This window comes from Gordonia amicalis NBRC 100051 = JCM 11271, from assembly GCF_000332995.1.
GTDB classification, from domain to species: domain Bacteria; phylum Actinomycetota; class Actinomycetes; order Mycobacteriales; family Mycobacteriaceae; genus Gordonia; species Gordonia amicalis.
In genome coordinates, this window is sequence record NZ_BANS01000038.1 from 42,494 (window position 1) to 63,170 (window position 20,677).

Below are 20,677 nucleotides of genomic sequence, written 5' to 3' on the forward strand. Positions count from 1 at the left end.
TTGACCGAGCGCGCGCTCGGCCGCCGACCCGCGCCCGGGTACGTTGCCTGGCCTGGCGGTTTCGCAACCCTTCGAATGGTCGTTGACATGGTGTTTCAAGTTACCCGCGGGGTTACTGAAGGGTATACCGGTAGGTCACCCGGAAACATGACGAATCCCTCACTTTCGTGTGTCATCATGGGTGCCACGTTCACGTCCCAGACGACTCCTCAACGAGCCGGGGATTGTCAATGTCCATGTGTGGCAGGCGTGTTCATCCGTTGTACCTGTTAGTTCCGATCAGGCAGGGCTGCCGAGGTCGTTTTCGCCTGCGATGCCCCCGGGGTGTCGTGGACGACCCCGTTCTCATCGACGAGGATTCGCCTCTCATCGACGAGGATTCGCCGGCGCTCCCGCCTGCACCAAAACACTCCGCCGACCACCGAGACCGACCACCACAGAGGAGTACTCGTGACCGTCGACCAGTTCCGTACCGGCTCGCAGGGCGCCGCCAACGCCGAGCGCCCCACCACCACCCTCATCGACCGGCTCGCCCAGGGTGAGCCCTACGCGATCAGTTTCGGCGGTCAGGGCGGCGCGTGGCTGCCGACGCTGGCCGAGCTGGTCGTCGACGCCGACCTCGAACACCGGATCGCCGCCATCGTGGAGGCCGCGGAACAGCTCGTCGCGCCGGTCGCCGACGACCTCGTCGTCGCCCGCGCCGAGGGCTTCCACCCGCTCGCGTGGGTTCACGCACACGACGCAGGCGAAGAGGTGCCGACCGAGGCCGCACTCGCCGACTTCACGCTCTCGGGTCCGGGAGTGCTGCTGACCCAGCTCGCCGCCATCGAGGCGCTGCGCAAGCAGGGGCTCGACACCGCCGCCCTCCCGCCCAACGCCGTCATCGGACACTCGCAAGGCTCCCTGGCCACCGACGCGGTCGGAGCCGAGGGAAGCGCCGCGGAGGCCGGCCAGGGCCTGCTGCTCGCCGTCGCCCACCTCATCGGCGCCGCAGGTTCACTGATCGCGCGCCGCCGCGGACTCGGTGTCACCACCGACGGCGCGCCGATGCTCGCGGTCACCAACGTCACCCCGGTGCGCGTCGACGAGATCCTCGACCAGTACCGCGCCGGTCTGGCCGAGAGCGACCTGGCCACGGCGCCCGTGGTGTCGATCAAGAACAGCCGCAACGCACTCGTGCTCTCCGGTGCCCCCCGTCACCTCGCCGGCTTCGTCGCCCTCTGCGAGCGCATCGCCGCCGCCGAGGCAGACGAGCGCAAGCGCAAGCTGACCGGCGGCGCGCCGTTCGCCCCGAAGTTCGACCACCTGCAGGTGTCGGTCGCCTTCCATCACCCCAACATGGCCGAGGCCGTCGAACTCGTCGGTGAGTGGGCCGACCGCTGCGGCATCGACCGCGAGCTCGCCACCCGCCACGCCCACGACATCCTCGTCGCGCACGTCGACTGGGTCTCGTCCGTCGACGAGGTCGTCGCCGGTGGCGCCAAGTGGATCCTCGACTTCGGTCCCGCCGACATCGCGACCCGACTCACGTCCTCGCTCGTCCGCGGTCAGGGGGTCGGCCTCGTCCCCGCGGCGTTGCGCGTCGGGCAGCGCAACCTCTTCAGCCCGGGCGGCGTTCCCGAGGTCGCCGCACCGTGGTCGCAGTTCACCCCCACCCTCGTCGAGCTGCCCGACGGTCGCACCGTCGTCGAGACCGCGTTCACGCGTCTCACCGGGCGTTCGCCGATGCTGCTCGCGGGCATGACCCCGACCACCGTCGACCCGGCGATCGTCGCCGCCGCCGCCAACGCCGGCCACTGGGCCGAGCTCGCCGGCGGTGGGCAGGTCACCGAGGACATCTTCGCCCGCAACATCGCCACCCTCACCGATCTGCTCGAGCCGGGCCGGGAGGCACAGTTCAACGCGCTGTTCCTCGACCCCTACCTGTGGAAGCTGCAGCTCGGCGGCAAGCGCCTGGTGCAGAAGGCCCGCGCCCAGGGCGCACCGCTCGACGGCGTCATCGTCTCGGCCGGCATCCCCGAGCTCGAGGATGCGGTCGCCCTGGTCGATGAATTCGTCGAGGCCGGACTCCGCTTCGTCGCCTTCAAGCCGGGCACCGTGGAGCAGATCCGCTCGGTCGTCCGGATCGCCGCGGAGGTCCCGCACCACCCGATCATCGTCCAGATCGAGGGCGGCCGCGCCGGTGGCCACCACTCGTGGGAGGACCTCGACGACCTGCTGCTGGCCACCTACGGCGAACTCCGCGCCCGGCCCAACGTCGTCATCTGCGTCGGCGGTGGCATCGGCACCCCGGAGCGGGCCAGCGAATACCTGACCGGCGTCTGGTCGACCGGTTACGGCTACCCGTTGATGCCGCTCGACGGCATCCTCGTCGGCACCGCGGCGATGGCCACCAAGGAGGCCACCACCACGCCCGAGGTCAAGCAGCTGCTGGTCGAGACCGCCGGTATCGACGAGTGGATCGGTGCGGGCCACGCCACCGCCGGAATGGCCTCCGGCCGTTCGCAGCTCGGCGCCGACATCCACGAGGTCGACAACACCGCCTCGCGTTGCGGCCGTCTGCTCGACGAGGTCGCCGGTGACGCCGAGGCCGTCGCCGCCCGCCGCGACGAGATCATCGCGGCGATGGCGGACACCGCCAAGCCGTACTTCGGCGACGTCGCCACGATGACCTACCGCGAATGGCTCGACCGCTACGCCACTCTCGCGGTCGGCGATGCGCACGGCGATCAGCATCCGTGGGCCGACATCACCTGGCAGCAGCGTTTCGTCGAGATGCTGCAGCGCACCGAGGCCCGCATGCACCCGCAGGACTCGGGTCCGATCCCGACGATGTTCGCCGACCTGTCCGCCACCGACGATCCGCACGCCGCGATCGACGCGCTGGGCAGCGTCTACCGCGAGATCGACACCGACATCCTGCATCCCGCCGACGTCGCGTTCTTCCTGGAGCTCTGCCGCACCCCGGGCAAGCCGGTCAACTTCGTGCCGGTCATCGACAAGGACGTGCGCCGCTGGTGGCGTAGCGACTCGTTGTGGCAGGCCCACGACGCGCGCTACGGCGCCGACGCCGTCTGCGTCATCCCGGGTCCGGTCGCCGTCGCCGGCATCACCCGCGTCGACGAGCCGGTCGGCGAACTGCTGGACCGCTTCGAGGCCCGGGTCGTCACCGATCTGCTGACCGCAGGGGTGCGTTCGGCGCAGGTCGCCTCGCGACATCGCGCGGGACTGGTCCCCGACGCCGGTGTCCTGACCGCGGTCCTGGAGTCCGATGACGTGAGCTGGGCGGGGCGGATCGTCCCGAGTCCGGTCGCGCTCCTCGGTGACCGCGACGCCTGGTCGGTGGTCGCCCCCGAACGTGCCGAGCACGAGCCCACCGGTGCCGTGATCGAGCAGGTCGGTTCGGAGAGCGGCGTGACCCGCTTCGATCTCGTGGTCCCGATCGCCGGTGCGGCCGTGCGTATCCCGCTGCTCGCCGGCCTCGGTGTGCGGGACGGCGGCTCGCCCGTCATCGGACTCGACGAGGCGGCCGGCGCGATGACCGAGATCCTCACCGTCGCCGCGGGCGGCGACCTCGCCGAGGTGACCGACGGCACCGCGACCACCTCCATCACCTGGCAGCCGGACTCGGTGGCCGACCACGCGTCGGTGACCGGCTTCTCCCTGCCCGCGAACAGGCGCCCGACCACGCCGACGGAACCCTTCGGCTTCGCCGTCCCCGACACCCTGGTCGGCGCCTGCTGGCCGAGCGTGTTCAGCGTCATCGGTGCGGCCCGCACGGAGACCGGCGCACCGGTCGTCGAGGGACTCCTCGACCTGGTCCATCTCGACCATGCGATCGCCCTCACAGGTGAGATCCCCACGGAGACCGCCGAACTGACGATCACCGCGCGTACCGGGGCGGTGCGCGACTCCGAGGTGGGCCGTGTCGTCGAGGTCTCGGTCGAGATCGCCGGACCGGCCGGACCGATCGCCACCCTCGAGGAGCGGTTCGCGATCCGCGGACGCCTCGGTGCGGCCGAGCTCACCGACCCCCTCCGGGCGGGCGGTGCACCGACGGCCGAGCAGTCGGCCACCCGCAAACTGCTCCGCTCGGCCACCATCACCGCGCCGAACAGGATGCACGGTTTCGCCGTCGTCTCCGGTGACCGCAACCCGATCCACACCGACGCCTCGGCCGCCAGGCTGGCCGGACTCGGTGAGCCGATCGTGCACGGCATGTGGCTGTCGGCCGCCGCTCAGCAGGTCGTCACCGCCACCGACTCGAAGAACCCGACGCCGTCGCCGCGTCCGCTGATCGGCTGGACGGCACGTTATCTGGGCATGGTGCGCCTCGGCGACACCATCACCGTGCGCGTCGACCGCGTCGGCCTCGACAACGGCCGCGAGGTCGTCGAGGTCAGCGCCAAGGTCGGCGACAACCTGGTCATGAGCGCCACCGGCCTGCTGGCCGCCCCGCGCACCGTCTACGCGTTCCCGGGCCAGGGCATCCAGAGCAAGGGCATGGGCCTCGACGCACGGTCGCGCTCGAAGGCCGCCCGCAAGATCTGGGACCGCGCCGACAAGCACACCCGCCAGGCACTCGGCTTCTCGATCCTGGCCGTCGTGCGGGACAACCCGACGACCCTGGTCGCCAACGGCACCACCTACAACCACCCCGACGGCGTGCTGTACCTGACGCAGTTCACCCAGGTCGCCATGGCGACCCTCGGTGTCGCGCAGATCGCCGAGCTCAAGGAAGCCGGCGGGTTCGTCGAGGGCGCCATCACCTGTGGTCACTCGGTCGGTGAGTACAACGCACTCGCGGCCTGCGCCGGTGTCCTGCCGCTCGAGGCCGTCCTCGAGGTCGTGTTCCAGCGCGGCGAGGCCATGCACCATCTCGTTCCCCGAGATGAGCAGGGTCGCAGCGACTACCGCATGGCCGCGATCCGGCCGAGCCAGTTCGGACTCGCCGACGCCGACGTGACCGGCTTCGTGGCCGGCCTCGGCGAGGAGATCGGGGAGTTCCTCGAGGTCGTCAACCTCAACCTGCTCGGTTCGCAGTACGCGATCGCCGGAACGGTCCGCGGCCTGGAACACCTCGAGGCCGAGATCGACCGTCGCCGTGCGGAGTTCGGCGGCAAGCGGGCCTTCATCGTCATCCCGGGTATCGACGTCCCGTTCCACTCCAGCGTGCTGCGCGCGGGTGTGCCGGAGTTCCGCGGCAAGCTCGAGGAACTGCTGCCCACCGACATCGACATCGACATCCTGATCGGTCGCTACATCCCGAACCTGGTGCCGCGCCTGTTCAACCTCGGACGCGACTTCGTCGAGGAGATCGCGGCACTCGTGCCGTCCGATCCGTTGAACGCCGTTCTCGCCGACTGGGACTCCTGGACCGCGAAGCCCGCCGAGCTGGCCCGTGTGCTCCTGATCGAGCTGCTCGCCTGGCAGTTCGCGAGCCCGGTGCGCTGGATCGAGACCCAGGACCTGCTGTTCAGCGGTCCGGAGCGCAACGGTCTCGGCGTGCAGCGCTTCGTCGAGATCGGTTTGAAGGGTGCCCCCACCCTGACCGGTCTGGCGAACAACACCCTCAAGCTCGACGACTACACCTCGGCCACCGAGGTCGTGAACGTCGAACGCGACTCCGACGTGATCCTGGCCAAGGACGCCGGCCACGAGCCGGACGAGGACGAGATCGACGCTCCCGCGGCGTCGGCCGACGCTCCGGCGGAGGCGGCTCCCGCCGCGGCGGCACCGGCTCCGGCGGCAGCTCCGGCTGCCCCCGCCGGCGGCCCGCGTCCCGACGACATCGCCTTCACCCCAACGGATGCGGTGAAGTCCGTGATCGCGCTGTGGACCAAGATGCGCGTCGACCAGATCGGTGCGGCCGACACCATCGAGGCGCTGTGTGACGGTGTGTCCTCACGTCGCAACCAGCTCCTGCTCGACATCGGCGGCGAGCTCGGACTCGGCGCGATCGACGGAGCGGCCGAGGCCGACATGGTCGCACTGGCATCGACCGTGGAGACCCTGGCGCGCGGCTACCGGCCGCTGGGTCCGGTCCTGACCGACGCCGTCAGCGACCAGATCCGCAAGGTCCTCGGCCCAGTGGGCAAGCGCCAGAACTACATCACCGACCGGGTCGCCAACGTGTGGCAGCTCGGACCCGGCTGGGGCCTGCACACGACCGTGGCGCTCGCCCTGGGTACCCGGGACGGTGCCTCGGTCCGCGGCGAGGCACTGGGTAACCTGCTCGACGGCCCGGTCGCGAACGCCGACGCGCTCGACGTGCTGATCGACAAGGCGGTCACCGCCGTGGGTGCCGAAAAGGGCATCGCGGTGAGCAAGCCCGCCGGCGAATCCGGCGGCGGCGCAACGGTCGACGCGGCCGCTCTCGGTGAGTTCACCGAGCAGATCACCGGTCGCTCGGGAGCGCTCGCCTCGGCGGCCTACACGGTGCTGGAGAAGCTGGGACTCGCCGAGATCGCCGACCTCGCCGAGATCGCCGACCTCGCCGAGGCCGCGGCCGACCCCAACGCCGAGCTCGCCGAACTCGTCAGTGCCGAACTCGGATCGGACTGGGCGCGCACCGTCGCACCGGCGTTCGACGACGCCAAGATCGTCTTGATCGACGACCGATGGGCGACCGCCCGTGAGGATCTCGTCCGTCTCTGGCTCACCGACGAGCACGAGCTCGACGCCGACTTCGAGAAGGTCGTCGGCGGGTTCGTCGGAGCCGGGGACACCGTCGCCGAACACGCCACCTGGTGGCAGGGCAAGGCCCTCGCGAACGGAAACGCCGTGCACGGCCGCGTCTTCGGGGCGATCGCGCACGCTGCCGAGAACCCGGAGAAGGGCATCTACAGCCGCGAGATCGCCGTCGTCACCGGCGCCAGCAAGGGATCGATCGCCGCGGGTGTGGTGGCCGGCCTCCTCGCCGGTGGCGCGACCGTCATCGCGACGACCTCGCGACTGAACTCCGAGCGTCTGGCCTTCTACAAGAAGCTCTACCGCGAGAACGCCCGCACCGGTGCCGCGCTGTGGATCGCCCCGGCGAACATGGCGTCGTACAACGACGTCGACGACCTGGTCGAGTGGGTCGCAACGGAACAGACCGAGAACCTCGGCGGCACGACCGCGGTGGTGAAGCCGGCCATGAAGCCGACGATGCTGTTCCCGTTCGCCGCCCCGCGGGTGGCCGGAGATCTCACCGACGCCGGTGCTCGCGCCGAGCTCGAGATGAAGGTCCTGCTCTGGTCGGTCGAGCGGCTCATCGCCGGTCTGGCGGAGGTCCACTCCGACCACGACATCGCGGCCCGCCTCCACGTGGTCCTGCCCGGTTCCCCGAACCGCGGCATGTTCGGCGGCGACGGCGCCTACGGCGAGAGCAAGGCCGCCCTCGACGCGCTCGTGACGCGCTGGTCGGCGGAGGAGTCGTGGGGGTCGAAGACCACCCTGGCCCACGCTCTCATCGGCTGGGTGCGCGGCACCGGGCTGATGGGCCACAACGACGGCATGGTCGACGCGGTCGAGGTCGCCGGTGTCCGCACCTGGAGCACCGAGGAGATGGCCGCCAACCTGCTGACGTTGTGCACGCCCGAGCAGCGTGCGTCCGCGGTCGACGCGCCCGTCCTGGCCGACTTCACCGGCGGGCTCGACGCCTCGACCGACCTCAAGGCGCTCGCGGCCACCGCTGCAGCCGCTGCCGAGGCTGCCGATGACGCCGACGAGGCACCGGCGTCGACCACCGTCGCCGCGCTCCCGGCGCCTGCCCGCGCCCCGCGCGGCATGCGTCCGGAATGGCCGTCGATCGACGCGCGCCCCGAGGACCTGGTGGTCATCGTGGGTGCCGGCGAGCTCGGACCGTACGGTTCGGCACGTACCCGCTTCGAGATGGAGGTCGACGAGAAGCTCTCGGCGGCAGGTGTTCTCGAGCTGGCCTGGAACACCGGTCTGATCCACTGGGATTCGGCTCCGAAGCCGGGCTGGTACGACACCGAGTCCGGTGATCCGGTGCCGGAGAGCGAGATCGCCGAGCGCTACCACGACGAAGTCGTCTCGCGGTGCGGCATCCGCCGCTACGCCGACGACGGCGCGATGGTCGACAACACCTCGCCGCTGCTGACCTCGGTGTTCCTCGACGAGGACCTGACCTTCACCGTCAACTCGGAGGCCGAGGCCCGTGCGTTCGCCAGTGCCGACCCCGAGAAGACCCGGGTGACGCAGAACCCCGACGGCGACTGGCAGGTCACCCGCCTGGCCGGCACGGAGATCCGTGTGCCGCGCAAGTTCTCGCTGACCCGTACCGTCGGCGGACAGATCCCGACCGGTTTCGACCCGACCCGCTGGGGTGTCAGCCCCGACATGGTCGAGGCGATCGACCGGGTCGCGTTGTGGAACCTGGTCGCCACCGTCGACGCGTTCCTGTCGTCCGGCTTCACCCCGAGTGAACTGATGCGGTGGGTGCACCCCGGCCTCGTGGCCAACACCCAGGGCACCGGTATGGGCGGCATGGCGTCGATGCGAGACCTGTACGTCAACACCCTGCTCGGTGAGGCGAACGCCAACGACATCCTGCAGGAGGCGCTGCCGAACATCGTTGCGGCACACGTCGTCCAGTCCTACGTGGGCAGCTACGGCGCGATGATCCACCCGGTCGCGGCGTGCGCCACGGCGGCGGTGTCGGTCGAGGAGGGCGTCGACAAGATCCGCCTCGGCAAGGCGCTCTTCGCGGTGGCCGGCGGATTCGACGATCTCGGCATCGAGGGCATCGTCGGCTTCGGCGCGATGTCGGCGACCGCCGATTCGGCGAAGATGACCGCACGCGGCATCGACGACCGCCGGTTCTCGCGAGCCAACGACCGTCGACGCGGCGGGTTCGTCGAGTCGGCCGGTGGCGGCACGATCCTGCTCGCCCGCGGCGATGTCGCGGCGCAGATGGGTCTGCCGGTCCTCGGTGTGGTGGCGTGGGCGCAGAGCTTCGGCGACGGCGTGCACACCTCGATCCCGGCTCCGGGACTCGGTGCGCTGGGCGCCGCCCGCGGCGCACTGTCCTCGCCGCTGGCCAACGCCCTGAGCGTGCTCGGGGTCAGCGCCGATGACGTCGCGCTGGTCTCCAAGCACGACACGTCGACGAAGGCCAACGATCCCAACGAGTCCGAGCTGCACGAACGGCTCGCCGAGGCGATCGGACGCGGTACGGGCGCCCCGCTGTTCGTGGTGTCCCAGAAGTCGCTCACCGGTCACGCCAAGGGTGGCGCCGCCGCCTTCCAGCTGATCGGTCTGTGCCAGATGCTCCGTGACGGCATCATCCCGCCGAACCGCAGCCTGGACTGCGTCGACGAGAAGATGAAGGAGTACCCGCACCTGGTCTGGCCGCGCGAGACCCTGCAGCTGGGCGAGCGGTTCCCGCTCAAGGCCGGTCTCCTGACCAGCCTCGGCTTCGGGCACGTGTCCGGGCTCATCGCGGTCGTCCATCCGGAGGCGTTCATCGCCTCCCTGGCACCCGAGGAGCGGGAGACCTACCGGCAGCGCGCCGACGAGCGTGCACGTCTGGGCAGCCAGCGCTTCCTGCAGTCGATCTGCGGGGGCGAGCCTGCCTACCAGCGTCCGCCGAACCGCCGTTTCGACGAGTCGGTCGACGAGCACGACGCCGAGGCGGGCATGCTGCTCGATCCGTCGGTGCGTCTCGACGAGGCGGATGTGTACGGTTCCGGTCGGGTGCCGGAAAACCGTTGACCGCAGCGGATTCGGGAAGTGAGGCGAAGCCGGGGGAGATGAGCGTTCTCGGAGTGGGCATCGACATCGTGTCGATCCCGGAGTTCGCCGAGCAGCTCCGGCAGCCGGGTACGACGTTCGCCGACCGGTTCACGGTCGGCGAGCGTCGGGACTCGGCTGCCGGAACCGGCGACGATGCACGGCATCTCGCCGCGCGCTGGGCGGCCAAGGAGGCCGTGGTGAAGGCATGGTCGGTGAGCCGGTTCTCGCGTTCCCCGCTGTTGCCGCTGATCCGGCACAGCGACATCGAGGTGGTCACCGACACCTGGGGCCGGCCGGCGATCCGGTTGTCCGGTGAGATCGGTAATCATCTGCGCGACACCGTCGTCCACGTGTCGTTGACCCACGACGGGGACACGGCTGCGGCGGTTGCGATCCTCGAGGGCCGATAGCGCCCGGCAGGTCGCGACGACCGGGCGTTCAGACCGCCGTCGACTCCTCGAGCAGTAGATAGCCGGCGAGCATGCGCTTGAGCTCGGCGACGGTCTCGGCGTGGTCGTGGCCGTCCTGCACCGAGAAACTGAGCAACGAGTACGCCGTGTGCACCAGCACCTGCGACATCATCTCGCGCCGTTCACGCTGAGAAGGCGTGAGCGGCGCGATTATTCGTGCGACCTGCTCGGCGAGGACGCGTTCGTTCTCCGACGCCGTCGCGCGGGTGGCCGGGGTCGACTGGACCGCCAGCCACACCGCACGCCGCGACGGATCGGTGCGCCACAGCGCCGCGAGGTGGTCGAGGAACTTCTCGAGAAGACTGGGCCACTCGAGAGAGGGCACCTCGCTGGCGAACGCGGTCAGCTCCTCGCGCACGTCGCCGGTGTCCTGCCGGTCGAGCTCGCAGACGATGACGTATTTGTTCGCGAAGTACTGGTACAGCGTGCCGATCGGGACCTCGGCGCGGGTCGCGATCTCCTCGCAGGTCAGGGATTCGAATCCGACGTCGATCAGCAGTTCGCGGGCCGCCTCGAGCATCGCCTGGAACTTGCGCTTGCTGCGTTCCTGGGTGGGCCGCTTACGCGGCACCAGAGGCTGGGCGGACTCGGTCATCGCGGTGTCTCACACGGACAGGTCGCGGCGCAGCTTGGCGACGTGCCCGGTGGCCCGGACGTTGTACTGAGCGAGGGCGATGGTCCCGTCGGTGTCGACGAGGAACGTGGAACGGATGACACCGGTGACGGTCTTGCCGTACATCTTCTTCTCGCCGAAGGCGCCCCACTCGGTCAGCACCTTTTTCTCGGGGTCGCTCAGCAGCGGGAAGGTGAGTCCCTCCGCCTCGACGAACTTGGCCAGCTTGGCCGGCTTGTCGGGGGAGATGCCGAGCACCGTGAGGCCCGCATCGTCGAGCTCGGCGAGGTTGTCGCGAAAATCGCACGCCTGCTTGGTGCAACCGGGCGTCGACGCCGCCGGGTAGAAGTAGACGATGACCTTCTGGCCGGCGTAATCGGACAACGACACCGGATTCCCGTTCGCATCGGGCAGGGTGAACGCGGGAGCGCGATCACCGACGGACAAACGCTGTGCCTCCGCGGGGGGAGTGACCTCTGCCATGAGAGCCAGGCTAGTGCATGGTCACATGTCGCGAGGTGGGGATGTCGTAGCATCGAATCGCCGCCGTCTGGCGGCGATCTGGAAGTCAATGACAACGCGCGAGCAGTGACGACGCGTGACAGAGCGAGAAGCGCCGGAAGGATGCAACGTGGCCGGAGACACCGAACGTATCGAGCAGGACATCGCCAGGGCCCGTGAGGACCTTGCCAACACGCTCGACGCGCTCGCCGAACGTGCCAACCCGCAGCGCCTCGCCGACGACGCCAAATCCAAAGCGCTGGCGACGCTGCAGAAGCCCGCGGTCATGTACTCGATCGCCGGTGTGGGCGCGCTCGTGCTCGTTCTCGTGGTCCGCAGGATCGCGAGCTGATCCACGCCGCTGCCGGCCCGCCGGGAACATAGTCTCGCCGACTCGCACAAACCCGTTCCGACCAGGCGATTTCACAACTGGCGACGGTGTCATGTAATGTTCCTTCTCGCCGCCGGGAGGCAAACCGGAGGCGAAACCGGCAAGCGCCATTAGCTCAATTGGCAGAGCAGCTGACTCTTAATCAGCGGGTTCGGGGTTCGAGTCCCTGATGGCGCACAGTCTCACAAGACGCCTCGCAGAAACTGCGGGGCGTTTTGTGGTATCTCGGGACGTCGGGGTCTCTGGCGTGCCGAGGATTTCCCGGGCATCGTCGCCCGGACCGTGTAGGACACGCCGCCGAACGGACGACACAGACGAAGCTCTGCAGGCCGGGTTCTCGTACACTGGTGCGAGATTCGGGGAGGCATTCGGCCGACCAGTCATCCGAGTCGGTCGAGACAGTTGGGAGAGAGATGGGGATCGGTCGTTCTTCTCGACGGATGCCGCTGATCATCAGTGGTGTGCTGCTCGCGATCATCGCGCTCGTGACGTCGTGCTCACAGGAGGCGTCCTACTCCGACAACGTGACCAGCTCGAGCCTCTTCGACGACATGCTCAAGCCTGCTGTCGACATCACCGAACTGAACAATCAGCCGCTGAGTGACAACACGGTCGGCGTGCAGCCGGGTGCCCCGATCAAGGTCACCACGAGCGAGGGCACTCTCAGTCGCGTTCTCATCACCAAGTCGGACGGGACCCCGCTCAAGGGCACCTTCAGCGACAACGACACCGTCTGGGTCAGCAACGAGGCGCTCGGCTACAACCGCACCTACACGCTGGAGACCGACGCGGTCGGCATCGGCGGCGCGGTCACCAAGAAGGTCACCTTCACGACCAGCAGCCCCAACAACCTGACGCAGGCCTACCTGACCCCCAACCCGGGGGAGACCGTCGGCGTCGGTCAGCCGATCGCGGTGAAGTTCGACGAGCCGATCCCGAACCGTCGCGCCGCGCAGAAAGCCATCAGGGTCACCACCGATCCGCCGGTCGAGGGCGCGTTCTACTGGATCAGCGACAGCGAGGTCCGGTGGCGTCCCAAGGAGTACTGGAAGCCCGGTACCAAGGTGCGGGTCGCCGTCAACACCTACGGTATCGACCTCGGCGACGGCCTGTACGGCCAGGAGAACGTGCGCACCAACTTCACGGTGGGCCGCAGGATGGTGATCACCGCCGACGACAACACCAAGCAGGTCGTCTTCGAGCGTGACGGCAAGGTCATCAAGAGCATGCCGACGTCGATGGGCAAGCCGGGTGACGAGACCGACAACGGCGTCTACCTGATCGCCGACAAGCACGATCACATCATCATGGACTCGTCGACCTACGGTGTCCCGATCAACTCCTCCAACGGCTATCGCACGCCGGTCGACTACGCGACGCGGATGTCCTACAGCGGTATCTTCTTCCACTCGGCCCCGTGGTCGGTGTGGGCCCAGGGCAACACCAACACCAGCCACGGCTGCCTCAACCTCAGCCCGGAGAACGCGCTGTGGGTCATGAACAACACGCTGCGCGGCGACCCGGTGGTCGTCAAGAACACCACGGGCGGCACCCTCTCGGGCACCGACGGGCTCGGTGACTGGAACATCCCGTGGTCGGAGTGGCGCAAGGGCAACGCGGACGACTCCTGATCCATGACTCGTCTGTCCGGGGCCCGCTGGCCGGGATCTCGCATGGGCTTGCTGAGGAGCGGAGGGCTCCGGTGGATCGTCCCGGCCTGTGCGGTGGTGGTTGCCGGCACCGCGCTCGGGGGTTCGGTTGCGGTGGTTCACGCAGCACCGTCGATCGTGTTGCCGAGCTCGGGGTGTGAGGCGGACCTGCCACCGAAACCCGAGAAGGGCCCGCTGAACCCGCGGGACCTCATCCCGCGTCTGCCCGACCGGTTCAGCATCCCGCTGCCGTATCCGCGGATTCTGCCGGTCCCCGAACCGGCGCCGGAGAAGCCGGTGGTGCGCATCCCGTCGGAGAAGCCGCCGAAGGACCCGTGCTCGGATCCGTGCCCGGACATCACCGACCCACCTCGTCCGAAGCCCGACGCGGGCGGGCCGGCCCTCAGCATCGAATTCCCCAAGGTCACCTTCGATCCGGCACCCAAGAACATCCCGGTCCCGGTGCCCAATCCGACTCCGCCGCCGGTTCCGCCGCCACCCGCGGCCGTCGATCCTGGCGTCGACGCCGGGACAGTGGCACCCAGACCGACGCGTCCGCGCGTGTCCGACGTCGATCTCGTCAGCACGCTCACCGGCAAGGGTTCGACGAGCCGCACCGACAAGCGCTGGCAGATCCACGGCACCGACCTCGGGATCATGTGGGAGTCGACGCCGGGCAAGGTCGCCGTCGTCTTCGGTGACACCTTCGGCAAGGGATTCCGTCCGCCGGGAGCCAACGGTCGGGACTGGCGCTCCAACGTGCTCGGGTTCTCGAGCGACAAGAAGCTGTCCGACGGGATGAGCATCGACACGATGATCCAGGACAGCCGATGCCACGCCGCGGAACTCCTCAGCGCACGGCGCATCGACCGCTACGAGATGACCGTCATCCCGACGTCCGGTTTCGCGGTCGGTGACCGGCAGTTCATGACTTACATGTCGGTGCGGACGTGGGGCGAGATCCCGGGGATGTGGCTCACCAACCACGGTGGGCTCGCCTACTCCGACGACGGCGGGTCGACGTGGACGAAGGACCCGTACGCCCGATGGGACAACATCTTCGGCGTCAGCGAGTTCCAGGTCTCGTCGATGGTTCCGCAGGGCGAGTACGTGTACATGTTCGGTACGCCCAACTCGCGGATCGGCTCCGTGGGCCTGGCGCGGGTCCACCGCGATCACGTGCTGAACAAGACCGCCTACCAGTACTGGCGCGACGGAAGATGGGTTCCGGCCCGGGACGGCAATGTCGCCTCGGTGATCTTCGCCGGCCCTGCGGGCGAGGTTCGGCCCGGTACGACGAGAAGTCGCGGCGCTGGCAGCTGACCTACCTCGATGCCTTCCGCGGGGCGATCGTGTTGCGCAAGGCCCGTGAGCCACAAGGACTCTGGTCCGAGCCTTCAGAACTGGTCCACTCGTCGAAGTACGACCAGCTCTACGGCGGCTTCATGCACCCGTGGTCGAGCGGTGAGGATCTGTACTTCACCATGTCGACCTGGACCGACTACAACGTCGCACTGATGCGGGCGCGCATCCGCTGACCGATGCTCAGCCGACGTCGAACGTCCGCGATGTACCGCTGATCTCCCGGACGCGTCCGCCCCCGTCACGGCTGTTGCCGTTGTACTTGATCCGGTACGTTCCCGATGTCCCGGCGGCCGGTCGCCACGTGATGGTGATGCGCGAGGTGTCGGTGCTGCCGGCCGGACGTGCCCAGCGGAACTCGGTGGACCAGTCGTTGTCGTCGGCGACCGTCTTCCAGGTCCCGCCTTCGCGCCGCTGGACCTCCAGATACGTTCCGCCATGGCGGAAGTCGTTGTTGGGGTGGGCGCCGACGAAGTCGACGGTCACGGTCTGCCCCGGACGGTGGGACCCGCCGGGCTGCTTCAGCACGTCGCCGTAGGCGTGACCGGCGATGGGTCGGTCGGCGGGCACCGGCGGGACCAGATCCGGCTGTAGGCCGGACTTGTCGACCGGCGCCGGACCGCGATCGAGACCCCGACCGGATACCATGGCTCCGGCGAGCTTCGCGAACTCCTGCATATACGCCGGCAGTGTGTAACGGCCGTACTGGGTTTCGCCGCCCTCGTACTGCTGGAGGTCGTATTCCTCCGGGGTGGTGACGTACTGGGTGTAGGCGTTCGCGTAACCCTGGACGAGCACGTCGTCGATGTCGACGCGCAGTTCGTCGGCGACGACCCGACGCAGCCGGAGTCCGGCTACGACGGTCACCTCGGCCGGGACCGCGACGAGCACGAGCTCGCCGATCCGCATGATCTGCAGCGGGACCACGGACGGAATCCAGCCCGACGGCGGCATGAGTCCGAGCGGGAAGAGAATCAGCTTGGGCGCCTGCATGTCCCGCATCCATGGGGCGATCGGCGGGGTCTTGTCACCGCCGAGCGCGGTGACGAGAGGGTTGGTCATGCCCTCGACGAGGAGGGGGAGCGGCTGCTCGTAGTTGTCCTCGCTGCTGGTCGCCGCGGCGGCTGCACCCATCATCGCCGGCGTCGTCGACGCGGGTTTCCCGTCGGGTGTGAAGGTTCCGGACACCCGCACCGCGGACATGTCCACGTAACGCGTGACGGAGTCGACGCCGCCGCGCGTCATCGGACGGGTCGCGTCGAAGGCGCGTCGCCCGGCGATGTACTGGCGCTCACCGATGAGTTCACAGTTGCGCTTGTTGTCGGTGGTCGGTCCACTCGGCGTGAACCACTTCAGGGACAGGTTGGGGGTCATGTCGCCGGAGTTCGTCTGCGGGAAGGCGGCGACGAAGCCCGGCTGGGTGCGTTCCCAGAGATAGCTGGCGTACCCCTTGTTGTCGCCGGCGATCAGCACGTTGTGGTCGGCGAGCGACGTCCCGTGGGTCGAGAACCAGGTGATGGCCCCGACGTCCTTGCCGTCGACGTGCCGTAGGCGGAGGACGGTGACCTGCGGATCGATCGCATTGGGGAACAGCTTCTTGTCCGACGACGGGTTGGCGTCGAAGGCGACCCTGGATCGGTTCGCGCTGGCGTTGTGTAGTTCCTCGCGGCCGATGGTGATCGTGCCGGGGGCAAGGTTGTCGTGGGCCCGCACGATGGCGGCGAACATGCCGTTGACCTCGGCGTCATAGGAGTTCTTCTTGAAGCCGAAGGCGGCGAGCGAATACGCGTAGTCCCAGGCGGTTCCGCCGCAGGAGGCGTGCGAATGCTGCGCGTTGAGGTTGACGTTCGCCTCGGTGTAGAGCGAGCCGAAACGCTTGCTCAGTTTCTCCATCAGCCCCATGTGGTGCGACTGGAAGAGGCAGGCGATGTCGGCGGTCAGGAAGACCACGCGCTTGCCGGTCGCCTGGTCGACGATGATGTAGGCACGCGCCCAGCATCGTTGGAGGAGTCCGGCCGCGACCTGCTCGGGGTTGGAGTAGCCCATCATGCCCTGTCCGGCGACGGCACCCGTGACGTCGCCGATGCCGCAGCCGACGAGGTAGTCCGTCGAATCGGCCGGAGCCGCCGACGCCCGACCGGCCTGGCCCGTGCTCAGCGCCAGGCCCGCGCCCGCGGCGGTCACCGCCGCACCGGCGATCAGTTGTCTCCGTGTCACGTTCACGTGGTGGGTCCCTTTCCGGCGTTCTCCGGGGCGTCGACGATGTGAGTCGACAGATTGGTGACCGTGGCGTCGGCGATGAGGTCGCAGACGGCGCGGTCGCGGATGTTGAGGTACGACAGGGTGATTCCGTCGGTGGCGGCGAGGATGAGCGGCGCCAGCTCGGTGGTGGGCCGGTCCCAGCCGGTGCCGGTGACTGTGGCGACGCCGTCGAGTGCTCCGGCGATCGCCTCGTAATACCGGAGGTACATCTGTGCGCCGAGGTCGCTCAGACCGTCGGTCTGCCTGGCGTACTGGTTGAGCGAGATCATCGCCTGCTCACGGTCGGGGTCGGCCTGCACTCCGTCGATGTAGGCAGAGAGCGCGGTCTGGAGAATCGCCAGCACGCCGGCCCGTCCCGGCGCGATGTCCTGGGTGCCCTCGCCGAGCGCGGCACCCACGGCGCTGAGTTCCTTCTCGGTTCCGTGCTCGACGAGTGCGGCAAGGACTTCGTCACGGGTGGCGAAGACGTAATGGAAGGTCGACAGGGTGACGCCGGCCTCCGCGCAGATCGCTCGGGTGGTCGCGCCGTCGACGCCGCGTCGGGCGATCACTCGAAATGCGGACTCCAGCAGTAGTTCTCGCCGTTCCTCGACAGGCATCCTCATGGTCGTGGCACCCTCACCGCAGTTCGGTCATCTGAGGTCATCGAGGATCTCGCGTGCCGCACGACGGCCCGAGCGCACCGCGCCGTCCATGTAACCGGTCCAGTGGTCCGCGGTCTCCGTCCCGGCCCAGTGGATGGGGCCGACGGGCTCGCGGAGTGCGGGACCGTACCTGGTGAGTGTCCCCGGTCGGCTGACGGCGACCGGGCCACCGCGCGACCACGGTTCGAGGTCCCACTTGAACACTCCGTGGTCGATGAAATCCCGTGCCTCGGGACCGAAGTACTCGACGAAGTTGGCGATGCATTCCCTGACCAGCGTGGATTCGGGCGCGTGGTCGAGGCGTCGCATCGCGTCGGCCGAGATGAAGCCCATCAGGATGTGCTGGTTGTCGGCGTAGCTCTCGAAGGTGACATCGATGGGGCGTCCGGACCCGTAGACCTGTCCGGACAGACCTCTGTCCCGCCAGAACGGTCGACGGTAGATCGCCGCGAACTTGCTGACCGCACCCATCCGGTAGCCGCGGTGGATCCCGATGCGTGCGGCGGGAAGCCCTGGGCGGTAGTCGATCTGGCCGGCGATGGCGGGGGACATGGCGACGATGACACGGCGGGCGCGGTGGGTTCCGGCGTCGCCGGTGACGGTCGCGATGCCGTCGGCATACGAGATCGACCGGACGGGCGCGTTGTAGACCACGTTCGCGGCGAGTTCGCGGGCCATCCGCAGCGGGATGAGTGCGGCGCCCCCTTCGAAGAGTCGCTCCTGCGCCCCGCCGTCGGTGCTCAGGAGTCGGACGAGGGTCCCGGGATTCTGTTCGTCACCGGATGCCGCGATGTAGTTGAGGTAGTAGAGCGCGGACACCTCGTCGGGCCGGACGGACAGTGGCGCCGACATCGCGATCTGCACGAGGTCGCGGGCCGTCTGGGTGTCGGCGATCTGGTGGGTGTACTGCCCCCACGTGATCGAGTCCAGGTAGGCGGCGTTCGGGTGCTTCCACGGTTCGCCGACGGGGCATCCGGCCAGTGCATCGGCCTGCGCCCGGGCCAGGGCGGCACCCGCCTGTCCGAGGTCGGCGACGGCCGGCACCGGAAGGGCAGCGGGTACGCGCGTCGTGCCGGTGCGGCTGACGAAGATGCTGTCGCCGGCGTTGTAGGTGCGCAGGGTGCGGACGTCGTACTCGCGCGCCAGTCCGGCGATGTGCCCCTGTGTCGGACCGATGAATTCGGCCCCGGCGTCGAGCGTGGCACCCAGCCTGGGCGAGGCGATGTTGTGCACGCGGCCGCCCGCGCGCTCCCGGGCTTCCAACACGGTGACCGAGGCGCCCGCGGCTTTGAGGGCCTTCGCAGCTGCGAGTCCGGACAGTCCTGCTCCGACAACGATGACGTCGACGATCCCCGACGGCGCCGCCGATGCCCGTCCGGAACCGACGAGCGAAGCCCCTGCCACCGCGCCGGTCACCGCCAGCGTTCCGCCGAGGAAGTTCCGGCGTGAGAGGTGTGTGCTCATGTGATCCCCCGATCTCGTGGTGGCGCGAGAGTATCGACCACATGTTCAGGTCAGATGACCTGAAGTATCGAGAGAGTAACAGGGAAGTGTGAGGTGCAACACCCCGCTACACACGCAGAATCGCCACTTCGGGCACAGCAGCGCTACGTGGGAGTAGCGCCTGTGTGCCCGAAGTGGCGATGAAGCGGAGACTGATCTGCGCGCGCGACCATCACGGCGCGCACTCGGGCGCGGCCGCGTAACCCGGGACCGGAAATCAGTCCTTGTTGCCGGGGATTCCGACCATGAATCCGATCCCGATGATGATGCACGAGATCAGCGCGACGACGAACATGACCCAATAGGCTGGCATGTGCCTCACGGTACTGCGGGAGATGTTCGCCCGCAGCTACTCCGGGATCATTGAGGTCCAAGTACCCGCAGGTCGTGGGTACAAGGTTGCCAGGAGGATTGAGGCGAGGGTGGCTTCGGCGTCGGAGGCGTTGCGTAGGTCGATGATTTGGCGCAGGTGAAGGCGTGGCTGATCGCCGGACGCCTTTGTGGGTCCGTGGATGTCGGTGCGTACGTGTTGGAGGTGTTCGGCGAATCGGCGGGGGATGTCGGGTTGCCGGTTGATGCGTTCGGGGTTGGGGGGTGCGCCTGGTTGGGTGTTGAGTCGCCAGGCGCAACGGCCTTCGTCGGGGCCCTCGCGGACCATGTGGGTGGTGTATTGGCCGGGTTGATCGCCGACCATGCGGTTGTGTTTCGGGCACGCCGGGGTGAGGTCGGTGAGTCCGCCGAGGCCCCAATCGAGTTGGGCGTGATGCATTTCCACGTGGGTGGCGGACAGGTCGCAGTCGGGGGTGGAGCAGACCTCGCCGTCGGGTCGGGCGAAGGACACGAGGCGTTGTTCGCGGGTGGCCAGCCGTTTGCCGCGCCCGAAGTACAGCGGGACGGCGGTGGCGTCTTTGAACACCGCCAGCCAGGGCTGGGCGTCGGCGGCGAGGTTGATGAGATCTTTGATCGGGATCAGGGTGCCGGTGGCGGTGGTGGCGAACCCGGCTTCGCGGATCAAATCGTTCACATCGGCTTTGACGATCAGTTGCACAGGTAGTCCGCGGTGGCTCTTACCCAGGAGTCCGTCCTCGAACACCGCTTTCAGCAGGGCGTTGAGGGCGTCGTGATTCAACTGGGCCGGGCTGCGGTCATCGCGTTCGGCGGCGGCAGCCACCGCGTCGGGGTCGGCGTCCTCGATCGACCCGTGTGGGGAGTCGGGATCGTCGGGGTTGTTCATGCCGGGTTTTGCCCACACGGCCAGGAGCATGGTGATGCGGGCGAGCAGTTCGGGGGTGAGGGTGGCGGTCATCTTCGCGGTGCCGTCGGCGCGTTGCCGGTTGACCGAGAGGTTGCGGCGTCGTTTGCGGTCGGTGTCGTCGGTGAGGGTGCCGTCGGGGTCGAGGTGGGCCAGCAGTCGGGCGCCGAGGTTGGTGATGTCGGCGGGGGTGTGGTCGACGGCGATCTCGGCCATCTGTCGTTCGGCGGCGAGCTTGACGTCGTGGTCGACGGCGTGCGGGATCTGGTCGAGCACGTCGATGACCGCA

10 protein-coding genes, 1 tRNA gene and 1 pseudogene are annotated in these 20,677 nt (G+C 68.6%); 6 read left to right on the plus strand and 6 right to left on the minus strand.

What is annotated here, in order from left to right; all coding sequences use genetic code 11:
- Nucleotides 1-450: 450 nt before the first annotated feature.
- Complete coding sequence (locus GOAMI_RS17540) at nucleotides 451-9,720, plus strand: type I polyketide synthase (protein WP_006437915.1); 9,270 nt, start codon at nucleotides 451-453, stop codon at nucleotides 9,718-9,720.
- Between the two features lie 38 nt (nucleotides 9,721-9,758).
- Nucleotides 9,759-10,151 (plus strand): holo-ACP synthase AcpS, encoded by a 393-nt coding sequence (gene acpS / locus GOAMI_RS17545; RefSeq protein WP_006437916.1) that lies wholly within the window; start codon nucleotides 9,759-9,761, stop codon nucleotides 10,149-10,151.
- 28 nt (nucleotides 10,152-10,179) lie between these two features.
- Here the strand turns inward: acpS and GOAMI_RS17550 are convergent, their stop codons facing one another.
- Nucleotides 10,180-10,806, minus strand: a complete 627-nt coding sequence (locus GOAMI_RS17550) for a TetR/AcrR family transcriptional regulator (protein WP_006437917.1) — start codon at nucleotides 10,804-10,806, stop codon at nucleotides 10,180-10,182.
- A 9-nt stretch (nucleotides 10,807-10,815) separates the two neighbouring features.
- Complete coding sequence (bcp, locus tag GOAMI_RS17555; protein WP_006437918.1) at nucleotides 10,816-11,307, minus strand: thioredoxin-dependent thiol peroxidase; 492 nt, start codon at nucleotides 11,305-11,307, stop codon at nucleotides 10,816-10,818.
- Between the two features lie 148 nt (nucleotides 11,308-11,455).
- Here bcp and GOAMI_RS17560 point away from each other — a divergent pair, with 148 nt between their 5' ends.
- The 4 genes and pseudogenes from GOAMI_RS17560 (at nucleotide 11,456) to GOAMI_RS17575 (ending at nucleotide 14,903) form a co-directional block, all read left to right on the plus strand.
- Nucleotides 11,456-11,677, plus strand: a complete 222-nt coding sequence (locus GOAMI_RS17560) for a DUF3618 domain-containing protein (protein WP_006437919.1) — start codon at nucleotides 11,456-11,458, stop codon at nucleotides 11,675-11,677.
- Nucleotides 11,678-11,820: 143 nt separating this feature from the next.
- Nucleotides 11,821-11,893: transfer RNA gene (locus GOAMI_RS17565), tRNA-Lys, on the plus strand.
- 263 nt (nucleotides 11,894-12,156) lie between these two features.
- Nucleotides 12,157-13,347, plus strand: coding sequence for a L,D-transpeptidase (locus GOAMI_RS17570; protein WP_006437920.1), 1,191 nt, complete (start codon nucleotides 12,157-12,159; stop codon nucleotides 13,345-13,347).
- 42 nt (nucleotides 13,348-13,389) lie between these two features.
- Nucleotides 13,390-14,903: pseudogene (locus GOAMI_RS17575) on the plus strand (glycoside hydrolase family 183 protein).
- Between the two features lie 7 nt (nucleotides 14,904-14,910).
- Here GOAMI_RS17575 and GOAMI_RS17580 read toward each other — a convergent pair.
- From GOAMI_RS17580 to GOAMI_RS17595, 4 genes are all read right to left on the minus strand, one after another.
- Nucleotides 14,911-16,950, minus strand: coding sequence for a neutral/alkaline ceramidase (locus tag GOAMI_RS17580; protein ID WP_006437923.1), 2,040 nt, complete (start codon nucleotides 16,948-16,950; stop codon nucleotides 14,911-14,913).
- Nucleotides 16,947-17,588 (minus strand): TetR/AcrR family transcriptional regulator, encoded by a 642-nt coding sequence (locus GOAMI_RS17585; protein ID WP_006437924.1) that lies wholly within the window; start codon nucleotides 17,586-17,588, stop codon nucleotides 16,947-16,949. Before GOAMI_RS17585 ends, GOAMI_RS17580 begins: the two co-directional genes overlap by 4 nt.
- Nucleotides 17,589-17,621: 33 nt before the next feature.
- Nucleotides 17,622-19,097, minus strand: coding sequence for a flavin monoamine oxidase family protein (locus tag GOAMI_RS17590; protein ID WP_006437925.1), 1,476 nt, complete (start codon nucleotides 19,095-19,097; stop codon nucleotides 17,622-17,624).
- A gap of 388 nt (nucleotides 19,098-19,485) precedes the next feature.
- On the minus strand, nucleotides 19,486-20,677 hold a 1,192-nt coding region (locus GOAMI_RS17595; RefSeq protein ID WP_006437926.1), incomplete at its 5' end, for a DUF222 domain-containing protein.